23 protein-coding genes and 2 pseudogenes are annotated in these 26,129 nt (G+C 64.6%); 11 read left to right on the forward strand and 14 right to left on the reverse strand.

Going from position 1 to position 26,129, the window contains the following annotated elements; all coding sequences use genetic code 11:
- Positions 1–54 precede the first annotated feature (54 nt).
- Positions 55–1,245 (reverse strand): pyridoxal phosphate-dependent aminotransferase, encoded by a 1,191-nt coding sequence (locus ASF34_RS05315; protein WP_056159366.1) that lies wholly within the window; start codon positions 1,243–1,245, stop codon positions 55–57.
- A gap of 185 nt (positions 1,246–1,430) precedes the next feature.
- Here ASF34_RS05315 and ASF34_RS05320 point away from each other — a divergent pair, with 185 nt between their 5' ends.
- From ASF34_RS05320 to aat, 6 genes are all read left to right on the forward strand, one after another.
- Entirely contained in the window at positions 1,431–2,240 is an 810-nt protein-coding gene (locus ASF34_RS05320; RefSeq protein WP_056159370.1) for a DsbA family protein, read from the forward strand.
- A 112-nt stretch (positions 2,241–2,352) separates the two neighbouring features.
- On the forward strand, positions 2,353–2,850 hold the full coding sequence (gene aroQ / locus ASF34_RS05325; RefSeq protein WP_018044714.1) for a type II 3-dehydroquinate dehydratase: 498 nt from the start codon (positions 2,353–2,355) through the stop codon (positions 2,848–2,850).
- 20 nt (positions 2,851–2,870) lie between these two features.
- On the forward strand, positions 2,871–3,356 hold the full coding sequence (gene accB, locus ASF34_RS05330) for an acetyl-CoA carboxylase biotin carboxyl carrier protein (RefSeq protein WP_056159494.1): 486 nt from the start codon (positions 2,871–2,873) through the stop codon (positions 3,354–3,356).
- 11 nt (positions 3,357–3,367) lie between these two features.
- Positions 3,368–4,729: an acetyl-CoA carboxylase biotin carboxylase subunit gene (gene accC / locus ASF34_RS05335; RefSeq protein ID WP_056145690.1), complete on the forward strand. Its 1,362-nt coding sequence runs from the start codon at positions 3,368–3,370 to the stop codon at positions 4,727–4,729.
- Positions 4,730–5,581: 852 nt separating this feature from the next.
- A complete protein-coding gene (locus tag ASF34_RS05340; protein WP_198290830.1) occupies positions 5,582–5,887 on the forward strand; it encodes a hypothetical protein in 306 nt (101 codons plus the stop codon).
- 123 nt (positions 5,888–6,010) lie between these two features.
- The gene (gene aat / locus ASF34_RS05345) at positions 6,011–6,691 is read left to right on the forward strand and encodes a leucyl/phenylalanyl-tRNA--protein transferase (RefSeq protein WP_043764803.1); all 681 of its coding nucleotides are present in this window, start codon (positions 6,011–6,013) and stop codon (positions 6,689–6,691) included.
- A 13-nt stretch (positions 6,692–6,704) separates the two neighbouring features.
- Here aat and ASF34_RS05350 read toward each other — a convergent pair whose 3' ends face one another.
- From ASF34_RS05350 to ASF34_RS05360, 3 genes are all read right to left on the reverse strand, one after another.
- Entirely contained in the window at positions 6,705–7,337 is a 633-nt protein-coding gene (locus ASF34_RS05350) for a LysE family translocator (RefSeq protein WP_056159374.1), read from the reverse strand.
- Between the two features lie 28 nt (positions 7,338–7,365).
- Positions 7,366–8,040: a DUF2155 domain-containing protein gene (locus tag ASF34_RS05355; protein WP_056159377.1), complete on the reverse strand. Its 675-nt coding sequence runs from the start codon at positions 8,038–8,040 to the stop codon at positions 7,366–7,368.
- A 155-nt stretch (positions 8,041–8,195) separates the two neighbouring features.
- Positions 8,196–8,609, reverse strand: coding sequence for an NADH:ubiquinone oxidoreductase subunit NDUFA12 (locus ASF34_RS05360; protein WP_018044721.1), 414 nt, complete (start codon positions 8,607–8,609; stop codon positions 8,196–8,198).
- Positions 8,610–9,147: 538 nt separating this feature from the next.
- On the opposite strand from ASF34_RS05360, the gene ASF34_RS05365 reads away from it, so the two are divergent.
- Positions 9,148–12,882 (forward strand): vitamin B12-dependent ribonucleotide reductase, encoded by a 3,735-nt coding sequence (locus ASF34_RS05365; protein WP_056159380.1) that lies wholly within the window; start codon positions 9,148–9,150, stop codon positions 12,880–12,882.
- A 144-nt stretch (positions 12,883–13,026) separates the two neighbouring features.
- On the opposite strand, the pseudogene ASF34_RS23315 reads toward ASF34_RS05365, so the two are convergent.
- Both ASF34_RS23315 and ASF34_RS05375 read right to left on the reverse strand, forming a co-directional pair.
- A pseudogene (locus ASF34_RS23315) lies at positions 13,027–13,594 on the reverse strand (IS5/IS1182 family transposase); the annotation flags it as partial.
- Positions 13,595–13,661: 67 nt separating this feature from the next.
- Positions 13,662–13,904 (reverse strand): hypothetical protein, encoded by a 243-nt coding sequence (locus ASF34_RS05375; RefSeq protein WP_056159386.1) that lies wholly within the window; start codon positions 13,902–13,904, stop codon positions 13,662–13,664.
- 143 nt (positions 13,905–14,047) lie between these two features.
- Between ASF34_RS05375 and ASF34_RS05380 the strand changes: the two genes are divergently transcribed.
- Positions 14,048–15,127, forward strand: coding sequence for a YeiH family protein (locus ASF34_RS05380; protein WP_056159389.1), 1,080 nt, complete (start codon positions 14,048–14,050; stop codon positions 15,125–15,127).
- Between the two features lie 21 nt (positions 15,128–15,148).
- Positions 15,149–15,546, forward strand: a pseudogene (locus ASF34_RS23320) (3-keto-5-aminohexanoate cleavage protein); the annotation flags it as partial.
- Positions 15,547–15,676: 130 nt separating this feature from the next.
- Here the strand turns inward: ASF34_RS23320 and ASF34_RS05385 are convergent.
- The 5 genes from ASF34_RS05385 to ASF34_RS05405 all read right to left on the reverse strand — a co-directional run bounded on the left by ASF34_RS05385 (position 15,677) and on the right by ASF34_RS05405 (position 20,850).
- Positions 15,677–16,096, reverse strand: coding sequence for an FKBP-type peptidyl-prolyl cis-trans isomerase (locus tag ASF34_RS05385; RefSeq protein ID WP_056159392.1), 420 nt, complete (start codon positions 16,094–16,096; stop codon positions 15,677–15,679).
- A gap of 58 nt (positions 16,097–16,154) precedes the next feature.
- A complete protein-coding gene (locus ASF34_RS05390; RefSeq protein ID WP_056159395.1) occupies positions 16,155–17,306 on the reverse strand; it encodes a GNAT family N-acetyltransferase in 1,152 nt (383 codons plus the stop codon).
- Positions 17,303–18,667, reverse strand: coding sequence for a lipopolysaccharide biosynthesis protein (locus ASF34_RS05395; RefSeq protein ID WP_056159398.1), 1,365 nt, complete (start codon positions 18,665–18,667; stop codon positions 17,303–17,305). Before ASF34_RS05395 ends, ASF34_RS05390 begins: the two co-directional genes overlap by 4 nt.
- Before the next feature lie 177 nt (positions 18,668–18,844).
- A complete protein-coding gene (locus tag ASF34_RS05400; RefSeq protein WP_056159402.1) occupies positions 18,845–19,792 on the reverse strand; it encodes an SGNH/GDSL hydrolase family protein in 948 nt (315 codons plus the stop codon).
- Positions 19,762–20,850: an OpgC family protein gene (locus ASF34_RS05405; protein WP_056159502.1), complete on the reverse strand. Its 1,089-nt coding sequence runs from the start codon at positions 20,848–20,850 to the stop codon at positions 19,762–19,764. Before ASF34_RS05405 ends, ASF34_RS05400 begins: the two co-directional genes overlap by 31 nt.
- Positions 20,851–21,078: 228 nt before the next feature.
- Between ASF34_RS05405 and ASF34_RS05410 the strand changes: the two genes are divergently transcribed.
- Together ASF34_RS05410 and ASF34_RS05415 are read left to right on the forward strand one after the other, a co-directional pair.
- A complete protein-coding gene (locus ASF34_RS05410; RefSeq protein ID WP_026176094.1) occupies positions 21,079–22,623 on the forward strand; it encodes an ATPase domain-containing protein in 1,545 nt (514 codons plus the stop codon).
- The gene (locus ASF34_RS05415; protein ID WP_056159406.1) at positions 22,610–23,650 is read left to right on the forward strand and encodes a sensor histidine kinase; all 1,041 of its coding nucleotides are present in this window, start codon (positions 22,610–22,612) and stop codon (positions 23,648–23,650) included. Before ASF34_RS05410 ends, ASF34_RS05415 begins: the two co-directional genes overlap by 14 nt.
- A gap of 10 nt (positions 23,651–23,660) precedes the next feature.
- Here the strand turns inward: ASF34_RS05415 and ASF34_RS05420 are convergent, their stop codons facing one another.
- From ASF34_RS05420 to ASF34_RS05430, 3 genes are read right to left on the reverse strand one after another with little or no spacing between them, the layout of a single operon-like run.
- Positions 23,661–24,047 carry a hypothetical protein gene (locus ASF34_RS05420; protein WP_056159410.1) on the reverse strand — a complete coding sequence of 129 codons (387 nt, stop codon included), beginning with the start codon at positions 24,045–24,047 and terminating at the stop codon, positions 23,661–23,663.
- The gene (locus ASF34_RS05425; protein WP_056159413.1) at positions 24,044–25,642 is read right to left on the reverse strand and encodes a S10 family peptidase; all 1,599 of its coding nucleotides are present in this window, start codon (positions 25,640–25,642) and stop codon (positions 24,044–24,046) included. Before ASF34_RS05425 ends, ASF34_RS05420 begins: the two co-directional genes overlap by 4 nt.
- A 32-nt stretch (positions 25,643–25,674) precedes the next feature.
- Positions 25,675–26,127: a DNA polymerase III subunit chi gene (locus tag ASF34_RS05430; RefSeq protein ID WP_018044735.1), complete on the reverse strand. Its 453-nt coding sequence runs from the start codon at positions 26,125–26,127 to the stop codon at positions 25,675–25,677.
- Positions 26,128–26,129 lie beyond the last annotated feature (2 nt).

The raw sequence follows: 26,129 nt of genomic DNA on the forward strand, positions 1-26,129 counted from the left end.
GAACGGAGGACCCCGGAGCGATCCGGGGCCATTTTTCTGTCGATGGGCGAGACATCACCCAAGCCACGACTTCAGGCGCCGCACGGCTTCCACGCAATCCCCTTTGGATCCCGCGAAGGAGAACCGCACATGGTGGCCTCCCTCGGCAGCGTCGAAATCGAGCCCAGGGGTCGCGGCTACCCCCGCCTGCTCAAGCATCCGGCGGCAGAAGGATGATGCGTTGTCGGTGAGGCCTGCGACATCAGCGTAGAGATAGAAGGCACCATCGGCCGGATGTGTCCGCCCCAGGCCGAGGGAGGGAAACGCGTCGAGTAGCAACGCCCGGTTCGCGGCGTAGCCGAGACGGATCGTCTCTGCCTCCTCCGTCGCGTCGAAAGCCGCCAGTGCGGCGACCTGCGAGAGGTAGGGGGCCGAGATGTAGAGGTTCTGCGCCAAACGCTCGACGGGCCTGACCAGCCAGGGCGGGACAACCATCCAGCCGATGCGCCAGCCGGTCATGCAAAAGGTCTTCGAGAACGAATTGATGACGATGGCGTTGGGATCGAATTTCAGCGCGGTCTCGGCGGGAATTCCGTAGCTGAGTCCGTGATAGATTTCGTCGGAGATGAAGGGCAGCCCAAGATCTCGAGCCGTGGCACAGAGCTCCGCGAGACGGGCAGGCTCGATGACCGTGCCTGACGGATTGGCCGGGCTCATCACCAGTATCCCGGAGAGGGCCTCGCGGCGATGGAGGGCGCGCAAAGCCTCGCTGGTCGGAGCGAAGCGGTCCTCCTCCCGCAGGATCATGGGTGCGGGAACGAGGTCCAATGCGTGGAGTATGCTGCGATAGGCGGGATAGCCTGGCTGTGGCACCGCTATGCGCGCTCCGGCATCGAACAGGCTGAGAAAAGCCAGCACGAAGCCGGCCGAGGAGCCGGTGGTGACGACGATCCGGTCGGGGGCCACAGCGACGCCGTAGGTGTCGCGATAAGACCGGGCGATGCGCTCGCGGAGGGCCGGGATTCCGCAGGCATCGGTATATGGCAGCCTGCCGCTTTCCAGAGCGCGTTGCGCGGCCTCGATCACGCGGCGCGGCGCAGGAGCAGAGGGTTGCCCAATTTCCATATGGATCACGCCGTCGCCCTGCCTGTCGCGGATCGCGGCGGCCGCCATGATGTCCATGGCAAGGAAGGGCGCCACGCGACTCGCGCGGAGAGAGGTCTTGGCGGAAATGCTGATGTCAGGGCGATCGTCGGCTGGTGTCATGGCGCTGATTTACTCTTATGCGCCCTCCCCTTCCAGGCCACCGATCCCTTCCGCGCCTACCGTGCGGGATCTGGCGGGGCGGGCGAACAATTGACCCGCCGCCGCGAAAACGCCTAACCCGGTGGCTAACGACCGGTTGTCCCGCGCCTGACCACGGCCGACGGGACGCGACCCCGCGAGGATCAATGCGCCTGCTTCGCCACCTTCTTTCGTCCGTTGCCCTCGTCGGCGCGCTCGCCTCCGGCGTTTCGAGCGCTGTCGCGCAGGCCGCGGCTCCCGCGCAAACGGCCCCGACCGCGGCTGCGGCCTTCACTGATGTGCAGCGCCAGGCGATTGAGGCGATCATCAAGGATTACCTCGTCAAGAATCCCGATGTCCTGCAGGAGGCCATCGCCGAGGGTGAGCGGCGCCAGCAGGAAACACAGAAGCTGGCACAATCCGCCGCGCTGAAGGAATCCCGTGAGGCTCTGGTCAACTCACCTCACGGCGTCGTGGTCGGCAACCCGACCGGCGACGTCACTCTTGTGGAGTTCTTCGACTACAATTGTGGTTATTGCCGCAAGGCACTCGCCGACATCCAGACGCTCGTGAAAGGCGATCCCAAGCTGCGCGTGGTTCTGAAGGATTTCCCCGTCCTCGGCGCGGAATCTCTCGAAGCCAGCAAGATTTCGCTGGCGGCGAAGCAGCAGCTCAAGGGTGACAAACTGTTCGAGTTCCACGTCAAGCTGCTGGAGAGCAAGGGCCGGGTCAACGGCGAGCGTGCGATCGCCTTGGCCAAGGATATGGGTCTCGATATCGCCAAGCTGCAGAAGGATGCACAGGGAGCGGAGGTGAAGGCAGCGCTGGCGGAGAATGTCGGCCTCGGTGACAAGCTCGGCCTTTCCGGTACGCCCGCTTTTATCATCGGCGATGAGATCATCCCCGGCGCTGTCGGTGTCGACCCGATCCGCAAGACCATCGGTGACATCCGCCAGTGCGGCCACGCGAGTTGCTGAAGGCTTATGCTCCTCGGCGATTGTTCCGGCCTGCGCCTGTCGTTATCCGGAACGATCGTCTACGACCACTGCCCCGACCGCTTGGCTCAGCCGGCGCTTCGAACGCGATATCATGATCCCGATCCACGTCCTTCATGGACCAAACCTGAACCTTCTCGGTCGCCGTGAGCCCGGCATCTACGGGACCGCGACGCTCGATGACATTGAGCGTGACCTTCGTGCGCGCGCGGACACTCTCGGCGTAGCGCTGACCGTGCGTCAGACCAATCACGAGGGCGAACTGGTCGGTTTCGTGCAGGATGCGGGCCTTGCCGGCGCCGGCGTGCTCATCAACGCCGCTGCCTATACCCATACATCCGTCGCCTTGCGCGATGCTATTGCCGGTAGCGGCGCAATTGCGGTCGAAGTGCATCTCTCGAACGTGCATGCGCGGGAAGCCTTCCGGCATGTCTCGCTCATTGCCCCGGTCTGTGCCGGAGTTATCTGCGGTTTCGGTCCGCACAGTTACGGTCTGGGCCTGGAAGCCCTGGTGCGGCTGCTCCAGTCCCGTCTGCCCTCTCTCCCCTCGCTCTTGTCCGACGCTTCGTCGGACGCCAACTCTCAAGACTGACCGGAATGGCCAAGGTGCCGATGCCTAAGAACGAACCTTTCGATCCCGAGCTCGTTCGCGAACTCGCCAAACTCGTGACCGAGACGGATCTGACCGAAATCGAAGTGGAGAAGGGTGACCTGCGTATCCGCGTGGTCCGCCGGATTGAGCCCGTGCATGTCCAAGTTGCGGCACCTACACCTGCCGTGGCGGTGGCCGCACCCGCTGCGGCGGCACTGCCCGTGCCGGGCTCCGGCGCCGCTGGCGAGCGCGCCAAGGCCGGTGCCGGTCATCCGGGTGCCGTGCCCTCCCCCATGGTCGGCACCGCCTATCGCCGGCCCTCGCCAGATGCAAAGGCCTTCGTCGATATCGGCTCCCAGGTGGCGGCAGGCGAGAAACTGCTTCTGATCGAGGCGATGAAGACCTTCAACGAGATCGTCGCGCCCCGCGCCGGAACGGTGACCGCGATCTTCTTCGAGGATGGTCAGCCGGTCGAGTTCGGCGAACCTCTCCTCGTCATCGAGTGATAGCGCCCCCCATGTTCGAAAAGATCCTGATCGCCAATCGTGGCGAGATCGCCCTGCGCGTCCTGCGCGCGGCCAAGGAACTCGGGATCGCCACCGTGGCGGTGCATTCGACTGCGGATGCCGATGCCATGCATGTGCGGCTCGCCGACGAGAGTGTCTGTATCGGTCCGCCCTCGGCCAGGGACAGCTACCTCAACATTCCCTCGATCATCGCCGCCTGTGAGATCACCGGCGCGGATGCGGTGCATCCGGGCTACGGATTTCTGTCGGAGAATGCGCGCTTCGCCGAAGTGCTGGCCCATCACAATATCGGCTTCATCGGTCCCAAGGCCGAGCATATCCGCATCATGGGCGACAAGATCGAGGCCAAGCGGACAGCCAAGCGGCTCGGTATTCCTTGTGTGCCCGGCTCTGAGGGCGGTGTCGACGACCCGGTCGAGGCCAAGCGAATCGCGGCGGAGATCGGATATCCTGTTCTGGTGAAGGCCGCCTCCGGTGGCGGTGGCCGCGGCATGAAGGTGGCGCGTACGGAGGCCGATCTCGAACAGGCCCTCGACATGGCGCGCACCGAAGCGAAAGCGGCGTTCGGTGACGATGCCGTCTATCTCGAAAAATATCTCGAGAAGCCGCGCCACATCGAAGTTCAGGTTCTGGGCGATGGTCGCGGCAAGGCAGTCCACCTAGCCGAGCGCGATTGCTCGCTCCAGCGACGTCACCAGAAAGTCTGGGAGGAAGGCGGATCGCCGGTGATCGACGAGGCGACCCGTGCTGAAATCGGCGGTATCTGCGCTCGGGCGATGCAGGAGCTGCAATATATCGGCGCCGGAACGGTCGAGTTTCTCTACGAGGACGGGCGGTTCTACTTCATCGAGATGAATACCCGGATCCAGGTGGAGCATCCGGTAACGGAGATGATCACCGGGGTCGATCTCGTGTCCGAGCAAATCCGTGTGGCCGCTGGCCTGCCCCTCTCGGTAACGCAGGAGGACATCAAGGTCACGGGTCATGCCATCGAGTGCCGGATCAATGCCGAGCATCCGGCTACCTTCCGTCCATCGCCTGGGCTCATTACCTACTTCCATCCGCCCGGCGGGCTCGGTGTACGCGTCGATTCTGCCGCCTATCAAGGGTATCGCATCCCGCCGAACTACGATTCGCTGATCGGGAAACTCATCGTTCACGGGCGTACCCGACATGAATGCCTCATGCGCCTGCGTCGCGCCCTCGACGAATTCGTGGTCGCCGGCGTCGACACGACGCTTCCGCTGTTCCGAACGCTGGTGCGAAATCCGGAGGTCCTCGCGGGGGCCTACGATATTCATTGGCTGGAGAGCTTCCTCGAAGGCGGTGGCCTCTCGGAGACGACGACCTGAATGACGCCGACAAACGGCTGAGAGGAACTGCTCCGCTTAAAGCTCGTTCTCTGGATAAGAAGTTTCTCATTGCGCGCAATCGAGGGTGACCGCCCGGCGCAGTGGGAGCACGAACCCGGAAGGACGAACGTCATGCGCATTGCAAAGCTTACCGTCGCTGCCCTGCTCCTCGCAGCCTCCCCAGCCTTGGCGCAGTCACCCTCAGGCAACGTCTCGCAGCCGGAGCGGACTGTGCCACAGGCCGGCACGACGACGGGTGGTCCGCTCGACAATCCGTCCACCCGGGATATGCCGCCGGCCACCGGCAGCACGAGCCGTCCAGTTGGCGAGAATGGGATGTCCCCAGGAGCCGGCGCAGTCGATTCGGCAAAAGGCGGCAATGCCGATCAGACCAACAAGGGCATGGGAGCCAATACCGGTTCCACTTCCGGCGGTCCGGCGCGCTAATCGCAGCGCTTTCCCGTTGCTTGATTTAGAGCAGCCTGCCCCAAGAGGCAGGCTGCTTTGTTTTGACCAGCAGAAAAGACAGCTTTTTAACCGTGCGAATTGTTACAACGAGCGGATGTTTCGTTTCTCTCCGTACTCGACACTTATTGGTATTCTCATCCAAAAGAATAATTCGAAGTGCCCTATGAGAGAAGAATCTGCTGCTTTTAATGCCCATTTAAAAGCACAGAGCTTTTGATGTTTGTTTTTACCCCCATTGAGATGCGACACATTGCCGGCTCACTACAAGGGGAACGCCTAGCGACGACAGAGCTTATCCGACCACCCCGGCCCGGCAAGCGCCTTTTCCGACATCAGCAGGCAGCTACCGAGAGGCCGATCACCCTTATGACAATCGAGATATTCATGCGCACCCTGACCATCGCCGTGTTGGCCGCCTCCCTGAGCGCCACCGCCGCCTTCGCCCAGTCACCATCCGCATATATCGGTGCGCCCGACCGCATCGTCCCGATGACCGGCACGCAAGCCGACGGCACTTATCGTGATGCCGAAGGTCGCGTCGATGTCGAGGATACCGGCAGCGTTCGTAGCCGCCCCTTCATTTCGAACCGCGAGGCGGTGTTCGAGGATTCCGCGAAGGGCGGCAATGCCGAGCAGAACCAGCGTTCCAACCCCAATCTCGGTACGACTTCGGGCGGTCCCGAATTCTGAAATCGATCCTTGTCACAAGACGAGACGGCGGAGCGAAAGCTCCGCCGTTTTTCGTTGGGCGCGACGCTGGGTGATGCGTCCGCCCTCTGGCTTTCGCACGTCCGAAGCGTCACATTGGTCATCATGCAGCACGACCACGACGGCGACCGCGTGGACATCACTCCGCAGATCTTGCTGAAGGCCTATGCCGCCGGAATCTTTCCCATGGCGGAAGATGCCGATGACCCGACCATCTATTGGGTCGAGCCGAAAGCACGCGGAGTTCTGCCGATCGACCGTTTCCACGTCTCCCGTCGGCTCGCCCGTACAATAAGGTCCAACCGTTTTGAGGTTCGGACAGATTTCGATTTCGATGGCGTGATCGCCGGCTGCGCTGCTCCTCGAGGCGACGGGGAGAAGACCTGGATCAACGCACGTATCCGAGAACTCTACCGTGCCCTCTATGATGCCGGCCATGCCCATACGATCGAAGTCTATGCGGAGGGACGGATCGTCGGCGGACTCTACGGCGTATCGCTCGGAGCGGCATTCTTCGGCGAGAGCATGTTCCACGTCTCCCGCGATGCATCGAAGGTTGCCCTTGTCCATCTGATGGCGAGGTTGCGGATGGGTGGATATCGCCTCGCCGATACGCAGTTCGTCACGGACCATCTGATCCAGTTCGGAGCGGAGGAAGTGCCGCGCCATGTCTACAAACGACGGCTCGCGGAGGCGATCGCTGAGGAAGCGGTTTGGGATGTCTGGCCGAAGGAGCGGGCCGTGAGTGGCGAGGAGGTGCTCACCTCGATCGCTCGGCAGACATGAATCTCGGTGCGCGTCAGCGGGTTCTGTCGAGCGCCATGCGCAGGGCGAGACTTCCGAGAACGCCGCCCATGATCCAGCGCTGGGCTTTCAGCCATCCGGGATTGCGCGACAGAAAGACGGCGATCGATCCTGCCGCCAACGCGATCAGCGCATTCACCGCGACGCTGATCGCGATCTGGACGGAGCCCAGCATCAGTGTCTGTCCCAGCACCGAGCCGCCCGTGGGTGTCACGAATTGCGGCATGAGCGCGAGATAGAGCATCGCGATCTTCGGATTGAGGAGGTTGGTGAGGAAGCCCATGGCGAAGAGCCGCTTCCGGCTATCGGGGGCGAGCCGTCTCACCTCGAACGGTGAGCGGCCACCAGGCTTCAGCGCCTGCCAGGCAAGGTAACCGAGATAGAGGGCGCCAGTCAGTCTTAGCGCGTCGTATGCGTAGGGGATCGCCAGGATCAGAGCGGTGATGCCGAAGGCGGCACAGAGCATGTAGACGACGAAGCCCAGCGCGACCCCGCCGAGGGAGACCAGCGCCGCCCCGCGGCCCTGGCAGATCGCGCGGGAGACCAAATAGGCCATGTTCGGCCCTGGCGTCAGCACCATCCCGAGGGAAACGCCCGCGAAAGCCAGAAGGGTGACGGCATCGGGCATGAAGCAAAACTCGGTTGCCCGGCCGATCCTACCGGAAGATGGCGTCGAAGATCGATTGCGGCTGCTGAGGCGGCGGCGCGGGGGCCGGGCCTTCGTTGGTCGGGAAGAATTTCCGCGATGGCTTCTGCTTCGGCTGCACCGGAACTCCGCGCGGCGCCTCCACATCGACCTGCCCGTTCGGGTTAACCTGTTGGGCCGTACGCGTCGGGTCCGAGTTCCGCTGGCGCTTGGTCTTCTCCGGCTTCGACGCCATGGCGGGCACGTCTTCCTGCTCGCGGGCCTCGGCGATGATGTCGTTGCCACCTTTGCAATCCACGAGCCACACGTCGTAGATCGGATGCTCGATCGCATGCAGCCCGGGGCTCGCCGCGAACATCCAGCCGGTGAAGATGCGGCGGTACTTGTTGTCGAGGGTTACCTCATCGACTTCGAGGAAGGCCGTGGTCTTTGGGCTCTCGGTGGGCGGCCGGCTGTAGCAGACGCGCGGGGTCATCTGCAGGGCGCCGAACTGAACGGTCTCGTCCACCGCGACTTCGAACGACACGATCCGCCCCGTGATCTTGTCGAGGCCGGAGAACACCGCGGTCGGGTTCTTGATCTTGTCGGCGAGGGCATGGCCCGTCATCGGCAGGCCGAGCGCCGCGGTGCCCGCGAACAGAAGGCCGGCTCTGATGGCGAGATGCAGATTGCGGTGAACGAGCATGCGGCTTACCCGGCGCGGGACTAAGAGGCGTCTGCCCTAAGCCAGGGCGGTCGCGATGTCATGCACCGATAGACAGGCCAAGCATGGTGTAAAAAGGGCAGCCCGATCATGGGTGCTGGATCCGGCGTCGGCGGCCGCTCTCATTCGGCGAAGCGCTATTCCGGGCTCCAGGCCGCGTAGTCACCACCCGTCACGACCTTGTTGCCCGGATTGAGTTGGGATCCCTTCGGACGGTACGCCGCGCTGGTTCCGGTGAGATTCTCCACATGCGGCTTCTGCCACTCGCGCGGGGTGTAGCTCTCCTCACTCGGGGGAACGTCACCGTTATGGCATAGCCAGCCGCGCCAGCCGGGCGGGACCTTCGATGCATCGGCATAGCCGTTATAGACGACCCACCGGCGCTCCGGCCCGACCGAGCGGTCGATCAGCGGTCCGATGGCCTTGTAATAGGTGTTCCCGAAATCGTCTTTGCCGACCAGCTGGCCGTGACGGGCCGTCATGACGGCGAGCGACATGGTCTGCCCGTTCCACCATGTGAAGATCCGCAGAAGCGTGTCCTTGAGAGCCATCGCACTTGCCTGAACCGGACCGGCGCGACCGCCCGTCCTTCGATGGCCGGACTATGGTCAGGGGCCGGCACGAAGTCCAGCGCGAGTCGGACCGGGGACAGCCATCGGCGCGCGATCAGCGATCAGGCTCCTGGGGCGGTGCGGCGGGAATCACACAGCCAACGCGCCTTAACCAAAAGCTTACATGGCCGAGGCGGCGTCCGCCCTGTGAACGCAGAAATTTTCCAGCCGGATTCCCGCAATGGAAAACAGCACTTATCGCCGCCGCCGCGATATCCACAGGTTTTACGGTAGCACCACAACATATAGCGCGGAACGTAGCCGGCACACACAAGTTGTTGACGTGGACGGCGTGTCCGAGATAGCTTTCGAGGGTCGCCGGGACGACGGGTTCGGTCCGGTAGCCCTAAGCATTTTCGGCCATCTGACAGCGCATCGCGAGCGTTCGCGAGCGCTTGCCTTCGTCAGACTTCAGTGAATCGGCGGCTGCGCAGGGCGCGGCGGCATCGTCGACTCTTCGACAAGGGATACAGGGTTCATGCGGTTCGAGCGGCGTTACACCACGGCCGGGCAATCCCCCTACGCGACCATCGCCTTCCGCAAGGCGTTGAGCGAGATCCGCAACCCGGACGGATCCATTGTCTTCCGCCTCGACGGCATCTCGGTGCCTGACAGTTGGAGCCAGGTCGCCAGCGACGTGCTGGCGCAGAAGTACTTCCGTAAGGCCGGCGTGCCGGCGCGCCTGAAGAAGGTTGAGGAGAACGACGTTCCCTCCTTCCTGTGGCGTTCTGTGGCCGACGAGGCCGCCCTGGCGGAACTGCCGGAGGCGGAGCGCTCCGGCTCCGAGATCTCATCCACCCAAGTGTTCGACCGGCTCGCCGGCTGCTGGACCTATTGGGGCTGGAAGGGCGGCTACTTCACCTCGGAGGAGGACGCATCCGCGTTCCTCGACGAGCTTCGCTTCATGCTGGCCAAGCAGATGGTCGCGCCGAACTCGCCGCAATGGTTCAACACCGGTCTCCACTGGGCCTACGGCATCGACGGTCCGGCGCAGGGCCATCACTATGTCGATTACCGCACCGGCGAACTGGTGAAGTCGGCCTCGTCCTACGAGCACCCGCAGCCGCATGCCTGCTTCATCCAGGGTGTGCAGGACGACCTCGTCAACGAGGGCGGCATCATGGACCTGTGGGTCCGTGAGGCGCGCCTGTTCAAGTATGGCTCGGGCACCGGCTCCAACTTCTCCATGCTGCGCGGCGAGAACGAAAAGCTCGGCGGGGGCGGCAAGTCGTCGGGCCTGATGTCGTTCCTGAAGATCGGCGACCGGGCGGCCGGCGCGATCAAGTCCGGTGGCACCACCCGGCGCGCCGCCAAGATGGTCATCGTCGACATCGACCACCCGGATATCGAGCAGTACATCGATTGGAAGGTGAAGGAGGAGCAGAAGGTCGCCGCCCTCGTCACAGGCTCCAAGATCGTTTCCAAGCACCTCCAGGCAGTGATGAAGGCCTGCACCCAGTGCGAAGCCGAGGGTGATGCCTGTTTCGACATCGAGCGCAATCCCGTCCTCAAGAAGGCCGTGAAGGCCGCCCGCAAGGAGATGGTGCCGGACGGCTACACCAAGCGCGTCATCCAGTTCGCCCGCCAGGGTTTCACCAAGATCGATTTCCCGGTCTACGACACCGATTGGGATTCCGAGGCCTATCTGACGGTTGCCGGCCAGAACTCGAACAACTCCGTCTCGCTTACCGACGACTTTTTGCGCGCGGTGGAGCGTGACGAGGAATGGCATCTGACGGCTCGGACCACCGGCAAGTCCGTGAAGACGGTCCAGGCCCGCGAGCTCTGGGATAAGATCGGCGAAGCCGCTTGGGCATCCGCCGATCCGGGCCTGCATTTTAATACGACCATGAACGATTGGCACACCTGCCCGTCCGCTGGCCGGATCCGTGCGTCGAACCCGTGCTCCGAGTACATGTTCCTCGACGACACGGCCTGCAATCTCGCCTCCGCCAACCTGCTGACGATGTACGATCAGGCCAGCGGCGAGTTCGACGTAGCCGCCTTCGAGCACCTCAACCGGCTCTGGACCGTGGTCCTCGAGATTTCGGTGATGATGGCGCAGTTCCCGTCGAAGGAGATCGCGGAGCTTTCCTACCGCTACCGCACCCTCGGTCTCGGCTACGCCAATATCGGCGGCCTGTTGATGAGCATGGGCCTGCCTTACGATTCGCATAAGGGTCGGGCTCTGGCCGGTGCCCTGACCGCCATCATGACTGGTGTCGCCTACGCAACCTCGGCGGAAATGGCTGCCGAACTCGGGCCATTCCCGGGCTACGACGAGAACGCGGATGCCATGCTGAAGGTCATCCGTAACCATCGCCGCGCGGCGCATGGCGAGGCTGCGGGCTACGAGTTCCTCTCGATCGCCCCCGTCCCCCTCGACATCGCCAACATTCCTCAAACGAACCTGGCGGAACGCGCCAAGGTGGCGTGGGACCGCGCCCTCTCGCTGGGCGAGGAGCACGGCTACCGCAACGCCCAGGCCACCGTCATCGCGCCCACCGGCACGATTGGCCTCGTGATGGATTGTGACACCACCGGTATCGAACCGGACTTCGCCCTGGTGAAGTTCAAGAAGCTCGCGGGTGGCGGTTACTTCAAGATCATCAACCGTGCTGTACCGAACGCCTTGCGTTCCCTCGGCTACCGCGAATCGGAGATTGCCGAGATCGAGGCCTATGCCGTCGGCCACGGTTCGATGGGGCAGGCTCCCGCCATCAACCCGGGTTCCCTGCGCGCCAAAGGCTTCACCGACGACAAGATCGCGGCCATCGAGGCGGGACTGAAGTCGGCCTTCGACATCAAGTTCGTGTTCAACCGCTGGACCCTCGGCGACGACTTCCTCAAGGACGTGCTTCAGGTTCCTGCCGATAAGCTCGCCGACCCGACTTTCGAGATCCTGCCCTTCCTCGGCTATTCGAAGAAGGACATCGAGGCAGCCAACACGCATATCTGCGGCGCGATGACTCTCGAGGGAGCCCCCTTCCTCAAGCAGGAGCATTACGCGGTCTTCGATTGCGCCAACCCGTGCGGGCGCATCGGCAAGCGCTACCTCTCGGTGGAGAGCCACATCCGCATGATGGCGGCGGCGCAGCCCTTCATCTCTGGGGCTATCTCTAAGACCATCAACATGCCCAACGACGCCACGGTCGAGGATTGCAAGAACGCCTACAAGCTGTCTTGGACGCTGGCCCTCAAGGCCAACGCCCTCTACCGCGACGGCTCGAAGCTCTCTCAGCCCCTGAACTCGGCGCTCATCGCCGACGAGGAGGAGGATACCGAGGAGGCCATCGAAGCTCTGGTGGCGCAACCGGCCACCGCCAAGGCAGCGCAGCTCGCGGAAAAAATTGTCGAACGGGTGATTGAGCGCGTCGAGCGTATCCGCTCGCGCGAGAAGCTACCCGATCGGCGCAAGGGCTATACTCAGAAGGCTGTTGTCGGCGGCCACAAGGTCTATCTGCGGACCGGCGAATATGAGGATGGCCGCATCGGCGAGATCTTCATCGACATGCACAAGGAAGGCGCCGCCTTCCGTTCGCTGATGAACAACTTCGCCATCGCGATTTCGATCGGCCTTCAATACGGCGTGCCGATGGAAGAGTATGTCGACGCCTTCACCTTCACCCGGTTCGAGCCGGCCGGATTTGTCCAAGGCAACGACGCGATCAAGAACGCTACCTCGATCCTCGACTACGTGTTCCGCGAGTTGGCGATCTCGTATCTCGGCAGGATGGATCTCGCCCATGTCGACCCCTCGGAAATCGGCAACACGGTGATGGGCAAGGGTGAGGGCGAAGGGAGCCGCAGCGGCGGCGACAAGCCGGATCCCGTGGCGTCCAGCGTCGTCTCGCGCGGCCTGCTGCGCGGATCGGCCGACCGGCTTACCCTCATCCAGGGCGGCCCCGGCGGCGGCACGATGGGCATCGGCTCCGGTAACGCCGGAACGAGTTCCCCAGCCGGCGGCGTCGTTCATGCCCTGCGGGGAGCGACGGCATTGAAGGCCGAACCGGAGCTGGCGGGCCAAGCCGAAAGCCTCGTAACCGCCCTCCCCTTCGCCAAGGCCGAGCGGACTGTCTCGGATCGGCGGGCGGAGGCCAAGATGAAGGGCTATGTCGGAGAATCCTGCCCCGAATGCGCGAACTTCACGCTCGTGCGTAACGGAACTTGCTTGAAATGCGACACGTGTGGCGGAACGACAGGCTGCTCGTGATGGTGTTAGAGAAAAACCGCTATTACGACGGGCAATAGAACATTGCGGTTTTGGTAGTACTTCTCTCTATTCGAATGATATGAAGCTGCGTTTGAAAGGACGGCGCGCGGAGAAATCCGCGCTCCGTCCTCTATTTACAATGTATTATAAGTTCCGAACCTCATGGAGGCCCAGGAGCAAGAGCTTCGGGAAGCCTCTGGCCTGCTTGATCTGCACAAACACCGGCTCGACGATATGCTTCCTCAGGCGGTAGCGGCTCCGGCGGCCAGCCCGTTTCATCCACGCGGCCATCGCTCGCATCGGGGGTGTATTTCGTCAGCGTGAGAAGGCCGGCCGCATCCGCCTTTCTATGACGCGCCCAACCCGGAGCCAGCTAGGCGGTAATCGGCCGCTCCCTCAGAGCAGCCAAGTTTACCTCGGTTGGTAAAGCCTGCATCGCCGGAGACCTCGAACGACTGATGCCCGAAATGACTGCGGACGTCGTCGATGATCGGCACCAGGGCGCGGGAGTCGGCGGACGTCGTAATAGGGCGATGCGCTACGATGATCTCATTCGCGTCATCGACGGCAATCTGCCCGTTGTCGCCCTGCACGAGGCCCTCGCGCCTGGCAGGATCCGGATGTCCGGGTCGGTAAATTTGCGCTGTGCTCTGCCCGGTTGCCCTGCGTCCATACCGGCCAAATGATGAAAACGGTGGCTGTATCTTATGCCCCGATCAAGAAAGCGATCGCCGCGTTATCTCGCCGACACGTATTGGTCGACAGCCATCGACATCACGTCAACGTATGGCCGTGACGAACGCCCCGATCTGCGTTTTCGCAAGTATCAAGGCATGGCCAAGTGGCTGATCGTTCAAATAAACCCGCCCCGCAGTCAAAGTCAGGGCGAGTGTCCAGAAGATCGCGATAGCGGCATTGCGCGCCCGACGATCGCCCTGCACCATGTGCGTGGTGCGCTCTTCTCCCACCGGCTCGCCATACGGATCGAAGCTGGTGGCGGTGACGTCGGAGCACGTAGTCATGATCGGTAAGATCGGGCTTTGCGTGCCAGCGATCAATGGATAAGACTTTTGAAATTCCCACGGTATGGAGTGTGACTTTCTATTTTTGTCGAGCCATGTGGAAGTTTTTTCGGGGAGCCTGGAGGCAACTCCGAGCGGGTGGAATGGGCGTGAAGGCATCCTCGAATCTGACAATCCCGACGGGAGCGGCCACGTCGCATCGGCGATCGTCGCTTCTGCCGGGCATCGTCCTCTGCCTCGGTGTCACCGGGATCGCCATAGCCATCCAAGCCTGGGAGGAGCGGGCCACCGGGCACCCCTATATCGAAGCGCTCGTGATCGCGATCCTGTTCGGCATTGCGATCCGCACCGTCTGGATGCCGGGAAAGCGCTTCCGGGCAGGGATTGCCTTCAGCGCGAAGCAACTGCTCGAACTGGCCGTGACGTTGATGGGAGCGTCGGTCAGCCTCGGCGCCATCGTCGCCTCAGGACCCGCGCTTCTCACCGGCATCGTCGGCACGGTGTTGCTGGCGATCGTCTCGAGTTACGCGATCTGCCGTGGTCTCGGCCTGCCGGCCCGGATGGCGATCCTGGTTGCCTGCGGCAACGCCATCTGCGGAAATTCGGCCATCGCCGCCGTGGCGCCGGTGATCGGAGCCGATAGCAAGGACGTCGCCGGCTCCATCGCCTTCACCGCCGTGCTCGGCGTGTTGATGGTGCTCGGCCTGCCCCTCTTCATCCCCCTCGTTGGCCTATCGGATCACCAGTACGGGGTGCTGGCCGGCCTAACCGTCTATGCCGTGCCGCAGGTGCTCGCCGCCACGGTGCCGGTGGGGCTGCTCAGCACCCAGGTCGGCACGCTGGTCAAGCTGGTGCGTGTATTGATGCTCGGCCCCGTCGTCATCGCATTCTCGCTCATCGCCCATCGGCTTGCCTTGGAAGACGGAGTTCGGAAAGCATCGACGGGGCGGCTCGGCTTCACGAAGCTCGTTCCCTGGTTCATCCTGGGTTTTCTCGGGCTGGCCAGCCTGCGTTCCCTCGGCCTGATCCCTGAGGCGGCCTCCGGGCCGGTGAGGCAACTGGCTGGATTCTTGACGATCATGTCCATGGCCGCCCTGGGCCTGGGCGTCGATGTCCGGGTCCTGGCCCGCATGGGCGGGCGGGTGACGCTTGCCGTCACCGGCTCTCTGGCCGTCCTCCTCGCCATCAGCCTTCTTCTCATCCGCGCCCTCGGCATCTCTTGATTGTCTTATCCGCGGTGCGCCGAAATCGAGATCTTCGACCTCTCGCACCTGTACGGCGCCCGGCGCCTTCTCGATGAGGGGTTGAAGAATGCCCGTCCCCGCGTCCCTTCGTCACCCGCCTGAAGAACGCTCTTCCTGCCAATGAGCGCCCCCTCGACCTGCTCCTCGGGGAGCTGAAACGGATCCTACCCCCGGGCGACCTGGACCGCCGCCGGCACCGGCCGGCATCTGGCCGAGGTATTGGATCGGGCGCATGCGCGCGAGGACGATGCGGTGCGGACTGGAAAAAAGATCCGCGTCCCGGAGCACCAATTGGCAGCCAGCAGCGCTGAACTCGTCGGGCTAGCCATCGAACGGGGTTTCGCCGCGGCCGGGACGTCGCCGAACCCTACGCGGCTCGGGAGCTTCTCGGTCTCGCGACCTGTTCCTTATGTTCCAAGAGGGCTGCAGGCGACGCTCTTCAACGCCTGCAGCCGCACCGGAAGTGTCTTTCAGGGCTCCCGGTACCTCAAGGTTAGGACCGGGGCCGCGCCGTTCTCCAGCCGGCCTTCAGTTCACGCCGAGCAGTTCGACGTCGAAGATGAGCGTGGCGTTCGGGGGGATCAGGCCACCGGCGCCGCGTGCGCCATAGCCGAGGTCGGATGGGATGATGAGCGTGCGCTTGCCGCCGACCTTCATCGTGGCGACCCCCTGGTCCCAGCCGCCGATGACCTGTCCGATACCGAGGGTGAAGCTGAAGGGCTGGCCCCGGTCGCGGGAGGAGTCGAACTTCTTGCCGGGCTTGCCACCATCGTCGAGCCAGCCGGTGTAATGGACGCTGACCTTCTTGCCGGTCTGTGGCGAGGTGCCGGTGCCGACGACTTCGTCGCGATATTGAAGGCCCGAAGGCGTGGTCACGGTCTCGGCGGATGCGGAAGCGGTCATGGCGATCAACAAGGCTCCGGTGAGGGCAAGAAGCGGACGACGCATGCGGATGGTTCCTGTCTGGCGTGCCGAACGGGCCGAGTAGCACGGCTGCGCCCGCGCGTCAGCGCCTGCCCAATACCCGCTTGATCAGCGCCTTGGCATCGCGTTCGATCATGGCGAGGCGAATCCGTCGATCTACGGGGAGCAAGCGGGACGCCCTGCGCGGGGCGGCGACGATCTCGCAGATCGTCTCCCGGTCCGGAAAGACATCTTCCAGGACGGAACCGGCCAGCGTTGCCGAATCGAGCCGCCGGGCGAACCTCGTCTCGTGCAGCGTTTCGATGATCCGTGCCTCGAGCAGGAGCCCCGGAGCGCTGGAGCGCTCGGTCTCGTCATAGGTCGTCTTCAGAAGCGTGACCGTGCCACCTGTCAGCAGGGCGAGGCTGATCGAGAGGGGGCGACCGTCGAGCCGAAGGATATCGGCGCGTAGGCCGATCGGGCCGCTCCCGTCGGCGAAGAGGGCTCGCGCGAAAGCCTCGTGCTGGGGCTGACAAGTCAGCGCCGTTCCGGCTCTGCCCTTCCATCCGGCCCGTTCCAGACTCAGGAAGCTGGTGACGGCATCGCGCAGGTGTGCGCCATCGGTGGCGACATCGAGGATGAGCGTACCACGCTTCGATAGACGCCGATCGCGACGGTTCAGATCCTTCATGCGCGACCGGTTCGGATGACCTGCGAGGAAGGCGTCATATGAGGTGCGGCGCTCTACGATCGGTCGCTCGAAATTGTGTGCGATGCCGTGCTGCCAGCCCGCCCGATCCATCGCCGCGAGCAGTTCGGCACCGAGCCTCGTCGAGGTGGGAAGCAGCGGCCAGCGCCAGAGGCGGCCGCCGGAGGCGGATCGCAGACCCGCCACCAGCAGGTCGAGAATTTCCGGCAGGTCCGGGTCGTCGGCGACCAGCGGGCTCGTCTGCGTGATGAAGGGTGAGAGGAAAGGGCGCGCCACCCTCGCTCCGAGCCGGCAGACATCGCGCTTGAATGCGAACGGCAGTAGCGCATCGAGGCCGCTCGGACCCCGCACGGCAACGAAAGCGAGGTCCGCATCGGCGAGTCCCGCGGCGTGGTGGGCGGCGATGACGTGGCGGCTGTAATGCGGATGCGTCGTGAGGGCCCGGCCCATCAGCGCGTCCCAGGCACCGGGATCGGCGGCCAAGTCCGAATAGGTGACGATCGAGACGGAGCGTCGGCCGTTCGTCCCTCCATGCTCGGTCTTCATGAAGCCACGCGGCCTGGGAACCACAGAACCGGTGTCACGATGCCGTGTACGAGAAAAGCCGCCAGCGCCATGCCGGCTCCGCGAAGGATGCTGGCCAGCGCCATTGCGATGGCGGCCCCCATCACGCCCATCGACGGGACGAGGACCACACACAGAAGGGCTGCCACGGCCAGCGTTGCCAGTGTGATGGCGGCGCACAGACGTTCGCCGTCGATCATGGTCAGCAGGTCCTCCCCCGGCCCGAACAGGCTTGCGCCGACATTGCCCACAACAAGCACGGCGAGGAGCGGGAAGCTCGCGCCGAATTCCGGTCCGAACATCGCGAGCAGGAACTGTCCCGCCGCCACGATGACGAGACCGACCGTCACGGTGGCGGCGAAGGTGAGCCGGGCCTGGATGCGGACGAAGCGTTTCAGGCCCGGAGCATCCCGGGACGCATGGATGGCGGCGAAACGCTGAGCGGTGGCCGCGGATGCGGCATAATGCACGAAGGGGACGAATTGCTGGATCCGGGTCGCGACGAAGTAGAGGGCCACAGCCGTCGGCGGCATCATCATACTCAGGATGACCACGTCGATCATGGTGAAGGCGGAATGGGCAAGATCACCCGCCGCGATTGGCAGGCATACCCGGAGCCAGATCCGCCAACGGTATCGCGGTGTCTCCGAGGGCAGAACGGCGCGAAGGCGCAGGATCAGGAGCCACGCTTGGATCGCCAGGGCGATCCCGGTGGCGACCAAGGTGCAGGCGACGGCAACCCAAGCCTGCGCCGGCGCTCCCGCGGCGACGGCTCCCGCCATGGCGGCCATGATCAGGCACTGGCGGAGGAGATAGGGTGGCGCGATGGCGACCACCGCCCAGTTCTGGCTGCGGGCGACGCCCTCGAGATAGTCTTGCAGGGTGAAGAGCGGCAGGACAAGCGCGGCGACGAGCAGTGGTCCGGCATACGGTCCTCCGAGGAGGGTACCCTGCATCCAGACTAGCGCGAGGCCGATGCATGCGACGGTGCAGGCGCACGCGGCACTCACCCATGCGCCCCCGATGAGGAACCCCCGGACATGGGCAAGGTCGGCCCGTGCTTGGTCGGCGGGCAGGAAACGGCAGGCGCCCTGGGCGAAACCCAGTGTCGAGGAATGCCCGAGGATGGCGATCCAGACCCAGATCGAGGCGAATATCCCATATTCCGTCCGCCCCATTAGGCGCGCCATCAGCACTTGCGCCCCGTAGGCGAAGAAGGCGGCAGCGATACGGATGGTGAAGACGTCGAGTGCCGCTCCCGCGGCACCTGCGCGGAACGTCTTGAAGCGGACGATCACCGCTCCGAAGGTGCGACCCTCCGTCCCATCAGTTGCTAAGCTCACGTCGCCCCTTCGAGATCTCAAGTCAGGCCCTGGCCTCGTTCCGGCAACAGGACGCCTGTCTTCGGACGAGGTCACGCAATACCGGAGCTTTTTTCGCATCGTTCCGGCATCGGTGTTCAAAGCGACACCCGTTGCAGCGGCGTCAAAGGAAACAGAGTGCGCGAATCGCCGTGAGCGTCAGGGCTTGTCCTCCACCGATGCACCGCCGCTCCGTGGGGGCGACGGCTTGACCGACGCATCCTTCGGCGGCGCGACGATCAGGGCCGGCGCGCTGGCCGTCCCCGTCGCCGCAGGGTCGGGCTGTAGCAGGGAGAGAGTGATGGCCCGCGTCACGTGTTCGGCCATGCAGCGCAGGCCGAGGTCGTTGAGGCGGAACTGGCGCCCCAGCATGTGCGCTTCGCCCTTGTCGCTACTGCCGGACAGGTAGCGCATCGCCTCGTAGCGCTGCACCAGCGGAACGCCTTCGCGCAGGGCCACTTCCTGCACCTTGCGGACGATGCTGCTGTAATACTCGTCCTGGGCCAGCGATGCCGTGTAGACGGGATTGACCAGCACCACGTCGATATCGTGCGACTTGATCCACTGAACCGTTTCGTCGAGGGCGCTCGCGAAGGCATCGAGATCGACGCGGGCGAGTGCATCGTGGGTGCCGACTTGCCAGACCACGAGATCGGGCTCCACCTCTGCCACCATACTGCGCAGGCGCTCCGCCGCGCCGGAGGCTATCTCACCCTGCATGCCCCGGCTCTCGACTTCCACATCCACATTGGGAAGCGAGCGTTCCAGTGCCGTCTCCAGCTTGACCGGATAGGTCGCCGAGGCCCCGGCACCGGCCGAGGACGAACCGATGGCCAGAACGCGGACCGGACGCTTCTCCTTGAGCGCCGCTTTGACCGAGTTCAACCGGGCGAGGGTGTAGAGCTTGGAACCGGGAACCCGGCATTCGGGCGACAGGCTCACATCGACGGCCTCCGACGCCTCGCCGCCCGGAGCGGGCGCCGCTGCGGTCGGCGGTGAGACGATCGTCGCACCGCCCTCCGCCCCGGCCTGCGATGATCCGACGATCATTCCCAGCGAGGCGAGGCCGAGGGAGATCAGGAGTGCCGAGGTTTGCGCGAGCGCCATTCGACGAACCATGCAGTGAAGCCCAGAGCGAACAAGCCGAATCCCATGACGCCGACATCAATCAGGATGCCGCCCCCCGTCCAGAACCGCACGAGTTGTGCGGCGAGGCTCAGGAGCGAGCCGATGGAGAAGACTGCCAGTGAATTACGACCGAGTCCCGTCAAATATCGACCGACCGCGCCGACATGCGGGACGATGAGCGCGTAGACCCCTTGGAAGGCCAGCAGCACTCCGATGAAGTGGATCAGCCGGGCGGGCGACAGGTAGGTCTTGTCGAAGGAGAAGACGAGGCGTGGATCGGGAACGAGCAACGGGTCGGGCCTGAGATCGAACACCGATAGCACGATGCCGAGCACGACGATGACGACGCCCACGGGCATCAGTCGCTTTGACCAGCGCCGGAGCGTGTCGGATTCGCGGTTCAGATCCTGGCCGACGAATCCGAGTACGAGCAGGAGCTGCCAGCACAGAGGATCGAAGAACCAATCCCCCTCCCCCGGCCAGGATGGCAGGTTCCATTCGAAGACGAGGCTTGCGGCATAGAGCGAGAAGGACAGCCCCAGCGCCGCGACGCGGCTCACCCGGGCCACCAGGATGAAGACGGGGGCGATGCCGAGAAGCACCACGTAGAGCGGCAGGATGTTGAAGAAGCCGAGCTGATGCGTGAGCAGCACGAAACCGACGGTGGTCTGTATAGGATCGGCGAAGAAGCCGCCGGCGTTGTGCCACTCAAGCAGAAGCGGATTGTCCAGAAGCAACGCCGTCCCGGCAATCATGGCCAATGCGATGGCCATCGTCGTGATCTGGGCACGATAGACTTCGATCGTGCGTGACAGCAGTCTCAGGACGCTTTTCAGGCGCGGTTCGGGTCGTCCGTCGCGCCCGCGCGTGGCGATCCCGATCGACCATCCGGCGAGGAAGACGAACAGCTCCGCCGCATCCGAAATGCCGTATTGCGAGTAGGTGTAGCGCTCGAACGTGTTGCCCGGGATGTGGTTGACGTAGATCGTCACGAGGGCGAGGCCGCGCCAGAAATCGATCGCGTTCGGTTCGCGCATAAGGGATCCGAACTCCGGAATGTCGGGCGGGTTGGAGGAGCGCGAAGCGGAATCGGAGGCCGCCTCGCAGCGCAACGGCACGGTCTGATAATGCGGTACGCGGCAATCTGCAAAGGCGGTATCCGATCCGTCCCGTACGGGATGGATCCGCACTGTGGCCGATTTATCGGGGACAGGGCCGGCGCGGAAACTTATGCTGCGATCATGCCGTACCCACCGGACACGACGATGTCAGCCAGTCCCGCCCCCGATGCCCAACCGATTCCCACGGGAGTTCCGGGGCTCGATGTGATTCTGGCGGGGGGATACGCGGCCCAGCGTGCCCATCTCATCGAGGGACGGCCCGGTGGCGGCAAGACGACACTCGGCCTCCAGTTTCTTCTCGACGGCGCCGCGCGGGGCGAGACATGCCTCTACATCACCCTGTCGGAGAGCCGCCGCGAGCTGATGTCCGTCTCTGAGCGGCATGGCTGGTCGCTGGAGGGGATCGAGATCTACGAACTCGTTCCGCCGGAACTCAGCCTGGATTCGAAGCTGCAGCAGAGCCTCGTCCATTCGTCCGACCTCGAGCTCGGTGAAACCGTGCGCATGGCCCTGAGCGAGATGGAGCGCGTGAAGCCGAGCCGTGTCGTGTTCGACAGCCTGTCGGAGATCAGGTTGCTGTCACAAGGGTCGCTGCGCTACCGGCGCCAGGTGCTCGCACTGAAGAGCTACTTCCTCCTCAACGACATCACCGCGCTGATGCTCGACGATCTCAGCGCCGAGCATGACGACCTCAACCTGCATTCCATCAGCCACGCGGTGATCCGGCTCGAACAGCTGACGCCGGCCTATGGTGCCCCGCGGCGGCGCGTCCACGTCATCAAGATGCGGGGCACGGAGTACCAGGGCGGCTACCACGACTTCGCTATCCGCAAGGGCGGCATCCTGGTGCATCCGCGCCTGATCGCGAGTGACCATCCCAGCAGCTTCGAGGCGGGCTCGGTGGAAAGCGGCGTCGCCGAGCTCGATCGGGTTCTGGGCGGCGGCCTCGACCGGGGAACGACGAGCCTCATTGTCGGTCCGTCGGGTGCCGGCAAATCCACGCTCGCCATGAGCTACCTGGTGGCCGCCCTCCGGCGCGGCGAACGCGGCCTGATCATCAGCTTCGACGAGACGCGCGGCATCCTGTTGCGACGTGCCCGGAGCGTGGGCATGCCCCTGGCGGATTTCATCGAGGCCGGATCGCTGCAGATCGAGCAGATCGACCCCGCCGACGTCTCGCCCGGCGATTTCGCGGGACGTATCCGCGATGCCGTGGAGCACGATGCGGCCAGGATCGTCATCATCGACAGCCTGACCGGCTACATGACCGCCATGGCGGGCCAGCCTTTCCTCGTCATGCAGATGCACGAGCTCGTCACCTACCTGAACCAGCAGGGCGTGGTGACGATCCTGATCCTCGCCCAGCACGGCATGGTGGGGAAGATGGAATCGCCGGTGGACCTGACCTATGTCAGCGACACCGTCGTGATGCTGCGGTTCTTCGAGGCCGCTGGCCGGGTTCGCCGGGCCTTGTCCGTTCTCAAGAAGCGGACCGGTCCGCACGAGGACACGATCCGCGAGTTCAAGATCGACGCCAGCGGATTGCGCGTCGGCGAACCCCTGCGGAAATTTCGCGGCGTCCTGACGGGCGTGCCCACCTATGACGGGAACGGCGACAATCTCCTCGTTGAACGGGTCGGGGCCGATGGAGAGTCCCTGGACGAGCCCGGACGCGATGCCGCATCCTGAACCGGTCGTCCTGATCCTCGCGCCCCTGGGACGTGATGCGTCAGTGGCCTCGGCGATCCTGGCGGAAGTCGGTATCGCCTCTGAGTCGATCTCGACCCTCGACGCCCTGGTGGCCGGCCTCGATGGCGCCGCCTGCGCGGTGATGACCGAGGAAGCGCTACTGCGCTGGGACCGCAACGCCATCGCCCGCTGGGTCGAACGGCAGCCGCCCTGGTCGGATTTTCCCTTCGTGCTGCTCAGCTCTCGCGGCGGCTCGCCGGATGTGCGGCTCACCGATCTCCTGGGCAACGTGACGGTGCTGGAACGTCCCTTCCACCCGGCGGTGTTGGCCAATGCGGTGCGCTCCGCCCTCCGCGCCCGGCGGCGGCAGCGCGAAGTGCAAGCCTATCTTGAGGAACGCCAACGGACGCACGAGCGGCAGGCCCTGCTGATCCGCGAGCTTCACCACCGCGTCAAGAACACGCTCGCCACCGTCCAGGGACTGCTCGGAGCGACGGCGCGCTCCACCAAGGATGTGAACACGTTCTATCATTCGTTCTCGGACCGGATCGTCTCGCTGGGCAAGACGCACAACCTGCTCACCGAGGATTACTGGCAGACGGCCCCGCTGCGCGAGCTGCTGCAGAACGAACTCGGTCATTACAACGATGCGACGACCAGCCGGATCATCCTCGACGGACCGGCGATCGAACTGGCCGCGGACCTCGCCGTCCCCACCGGCATGGCGATCCACGAGTTGACCACGAATGCCACCAAGCACGGTGCGCTGTCGCTGCCATCCGGGCGGATCGTGGTGCGTTGGAGCGTCGATCGGCGAGAGGCCGGGCGTGTGCTCGACCTGAGCTGGACGGAAACGGGTGGTCCCCCCGTGAAGCCGCCGGAGCGCAAGGGATTCGGCTCGACGCTGCTGCAGCGCGTGCTCGCGCAGCAATGCAATGCCGAAGTCGTCATCGCCTACGAGGCCGAGGGGCTGCGGTTCCACATGGTCGCCCCCCTGCCCGAGGATCGGCTGGTGCCCGCATACTGACTCGTTGGGATCAGGATTTCACGATCCGGTTGAGGCGGCCATTGACGAAGAAGTACAGCTCCTTGGCTCCCGGCTCGCTGTAGAGCACCTGGACCTCGCGGCCGGAACGCCCCTCCCCGACCAGCACGTCCGTTGCGGGCTTCGCCTTCAGCCGGACGAGATCGCACTCGCCGATCCCGGGCTCGATCACGGTCGCGGTACCCGGCGCGGCCTGGCTGCAGGTGCCATCGGCATTGAGCACCGGCCCCGTGACGCCGGGCGACGGGGCCGGCGTCACGGCGACGGGGACCGGCACGCTAACCGGCGCTTCGCGCTCGCCGGTGGTGCAGGCGCCGAGGAGGACGAGGCTCGCGAGATATGCGGCGGCCGTGCCCCATCGTGGAGAGGCGTTCGTCACTTCACGTCCTTCGAAGTGCCGGACCGCGCCTTCAGCGCAGCCGCGTAGAGATCGGAGGCATCCTTGTGGAAGGCCGCGCGAGAATCGGGCCGCGAATAGAACATATGGCCGCCCGGATAGACCGCGAGGTCGATCCGCCTCTCGCCGCCGAAGGCCGGTAGCTGGTCGATCAGGAGCTTCGAGGTGAAGTACGGGGTCACGAGATCGGTGTAACCGTGGGCCACGAGGACGCGCAGGTTGCCGTCGAGGGCCATGACGCCGCGCAGCGCACCGAGGGATTCCGGCGCCATGCGTCCAGAGCCCCAGCCCCAGCTCCGGCTCACAGCGCCATTGAGGAGTTCGTAGCGCAGATCGGGCACGCGGTAGTTCAGCTTCGCGCCGTAGAGTTCGATCATGGCGCTGGTCAGCGGGGCCTGCATGGCCGTGAGCAGCGGGTCCTCGAAGCCTGAGAAGGTCGCGGCCGGGTCGGGGTCCCATCCGGTGATGCCGGTATCGTAGGCGCTGGCGACACGGCCCTCATCCGCGCCGATCTCGCGCTGGACGCTGTTGGAGCTCAGGCGACCGGCCTGACGGCGGACGAAGGCCGGATCGAGACCCGTGATGGCCCCCACCCTGTCGCCGAGCCGGGCGATGGCGGCCTGGTCGGACGGCCCCTTGAGCAGGTCGGCGAGATAGTCGCCGGTGGCATAGGATTCAGTCTCTGCCAGAGCCTTCCGGCTCGGCGTGCCGCCCGCGCGCTCGATGGCGGCGGCGGCATAGGAGGGCAGCTTCGTCACGTGGCCCCAGGGGGTCGAGCGCGGCGATTGCAGCCAGGCGAAATCGAGCACAGGCGACAGGAGGACCATGCCGGAGAGGCCGATACCGATCTCCTCCTGCAGCTTTGCCGCGATGAGCGGCCCGCGAAAGCCGCCATAGCTCTCACCGACGAAGAATTTGGGCGCCGCGATCCGGTCGTTCGTGCGCAGCCAGCGGGCAATGGCCGAGGACAGGACCGACGCATCCGCATCGACGCTCCAATAGCGTTTGGCATCGCCATCCGTCGCGCGGCTGTATCCCGTGCCCACGGGATCGAGGAAGACGAGGTCGGTGAAATCCAGCCATGTGCCGTCATTGGGGACGAGGCTCACGGGCGTGGACGGGCTTATACTCGTGCCGTCGAGGGGCAGGCGCCAGGGTCCGATCGCGCCGATATTGAGATAGGCCGAGGCCGCGCCGGGGCCGCCGTTGATCGCGAAGGTCACGGGCCGGGCCGCCTCGCTCCTGTCGGCGAGACGATAGGCGATGAAGGCGATCTCCGCCTGGAGCTTTCCGCCCTCGTCCACGAGGGGCAGGCTGCCGGCCGTGGCGGTGAAGCGCAGGATACGGCCACCCGGCAGGGTGACGCTGTGTTCGGTGGTGACGTCGGATGGAAGTTTGCGCCCTTCCGGGCCCTTCTGCTCGGCGGCACGCCTTTCCTGCGGCCTGTCGCCCCCCTGAGGCGATTGCGCCATGCCGGGCTGGGTGGTGACGAGGAGGATTGCGGACAGAGCGAGGGCGAGCAGCCTGGCGCCGCCCTCGCCACGGCTCAGGGTCGAGACGATCGAACCTCGTATCATGCGGCTTCCTTTGAGGTCATGGGCCAGAGCGGTCACGCCTTCTTCTGCCAGCGCCCGGATTCGTCCTGCTGCCAGTAGGCGATGGTATGGCCCGCCTCCTTGGCCTGCTTCCACTGCGCCCGCGCACCGAGCAGGGCGTCCTGATCGTTGCCGTCGAACAGGATACAGATGCGCTGGTACTCCGAGGCATCCGGCGGCAGCGGCGCACCGTCCACGAGAAAGCGGATGGCGGCGGAGTTGGGATTGCCGTCCTGCAGGGTCAGCACGACGGGCTGGCTCGCCGCCTGCGGGTCACGGTCCGTCCCGTGCGGCAGGAAGCTGTCGTCGCTATAGGTCCAGAGGTGATCGTCCAGCGCCTGGAGCCGCTCTTCCCCCGACACCTGGATCGCCGCGCGCCATTGGCGCGCCAACGATCGCTCGACGAGGGTCGGCAGAACCTTCTCGAGGGGTTGCTGCTGGAGATGATAGAACAGGATTTCGGTCACAC

The organism is Methylobacterium sp. Leaf106 (assembly GCF_001422895.1).
GTDB lineage: Bacteria > Pseudomonadota > Alphaproteobacteria > Rhizobiales > Beijerinckiaceae > Methylobacterium > Methylobacterium bullatum.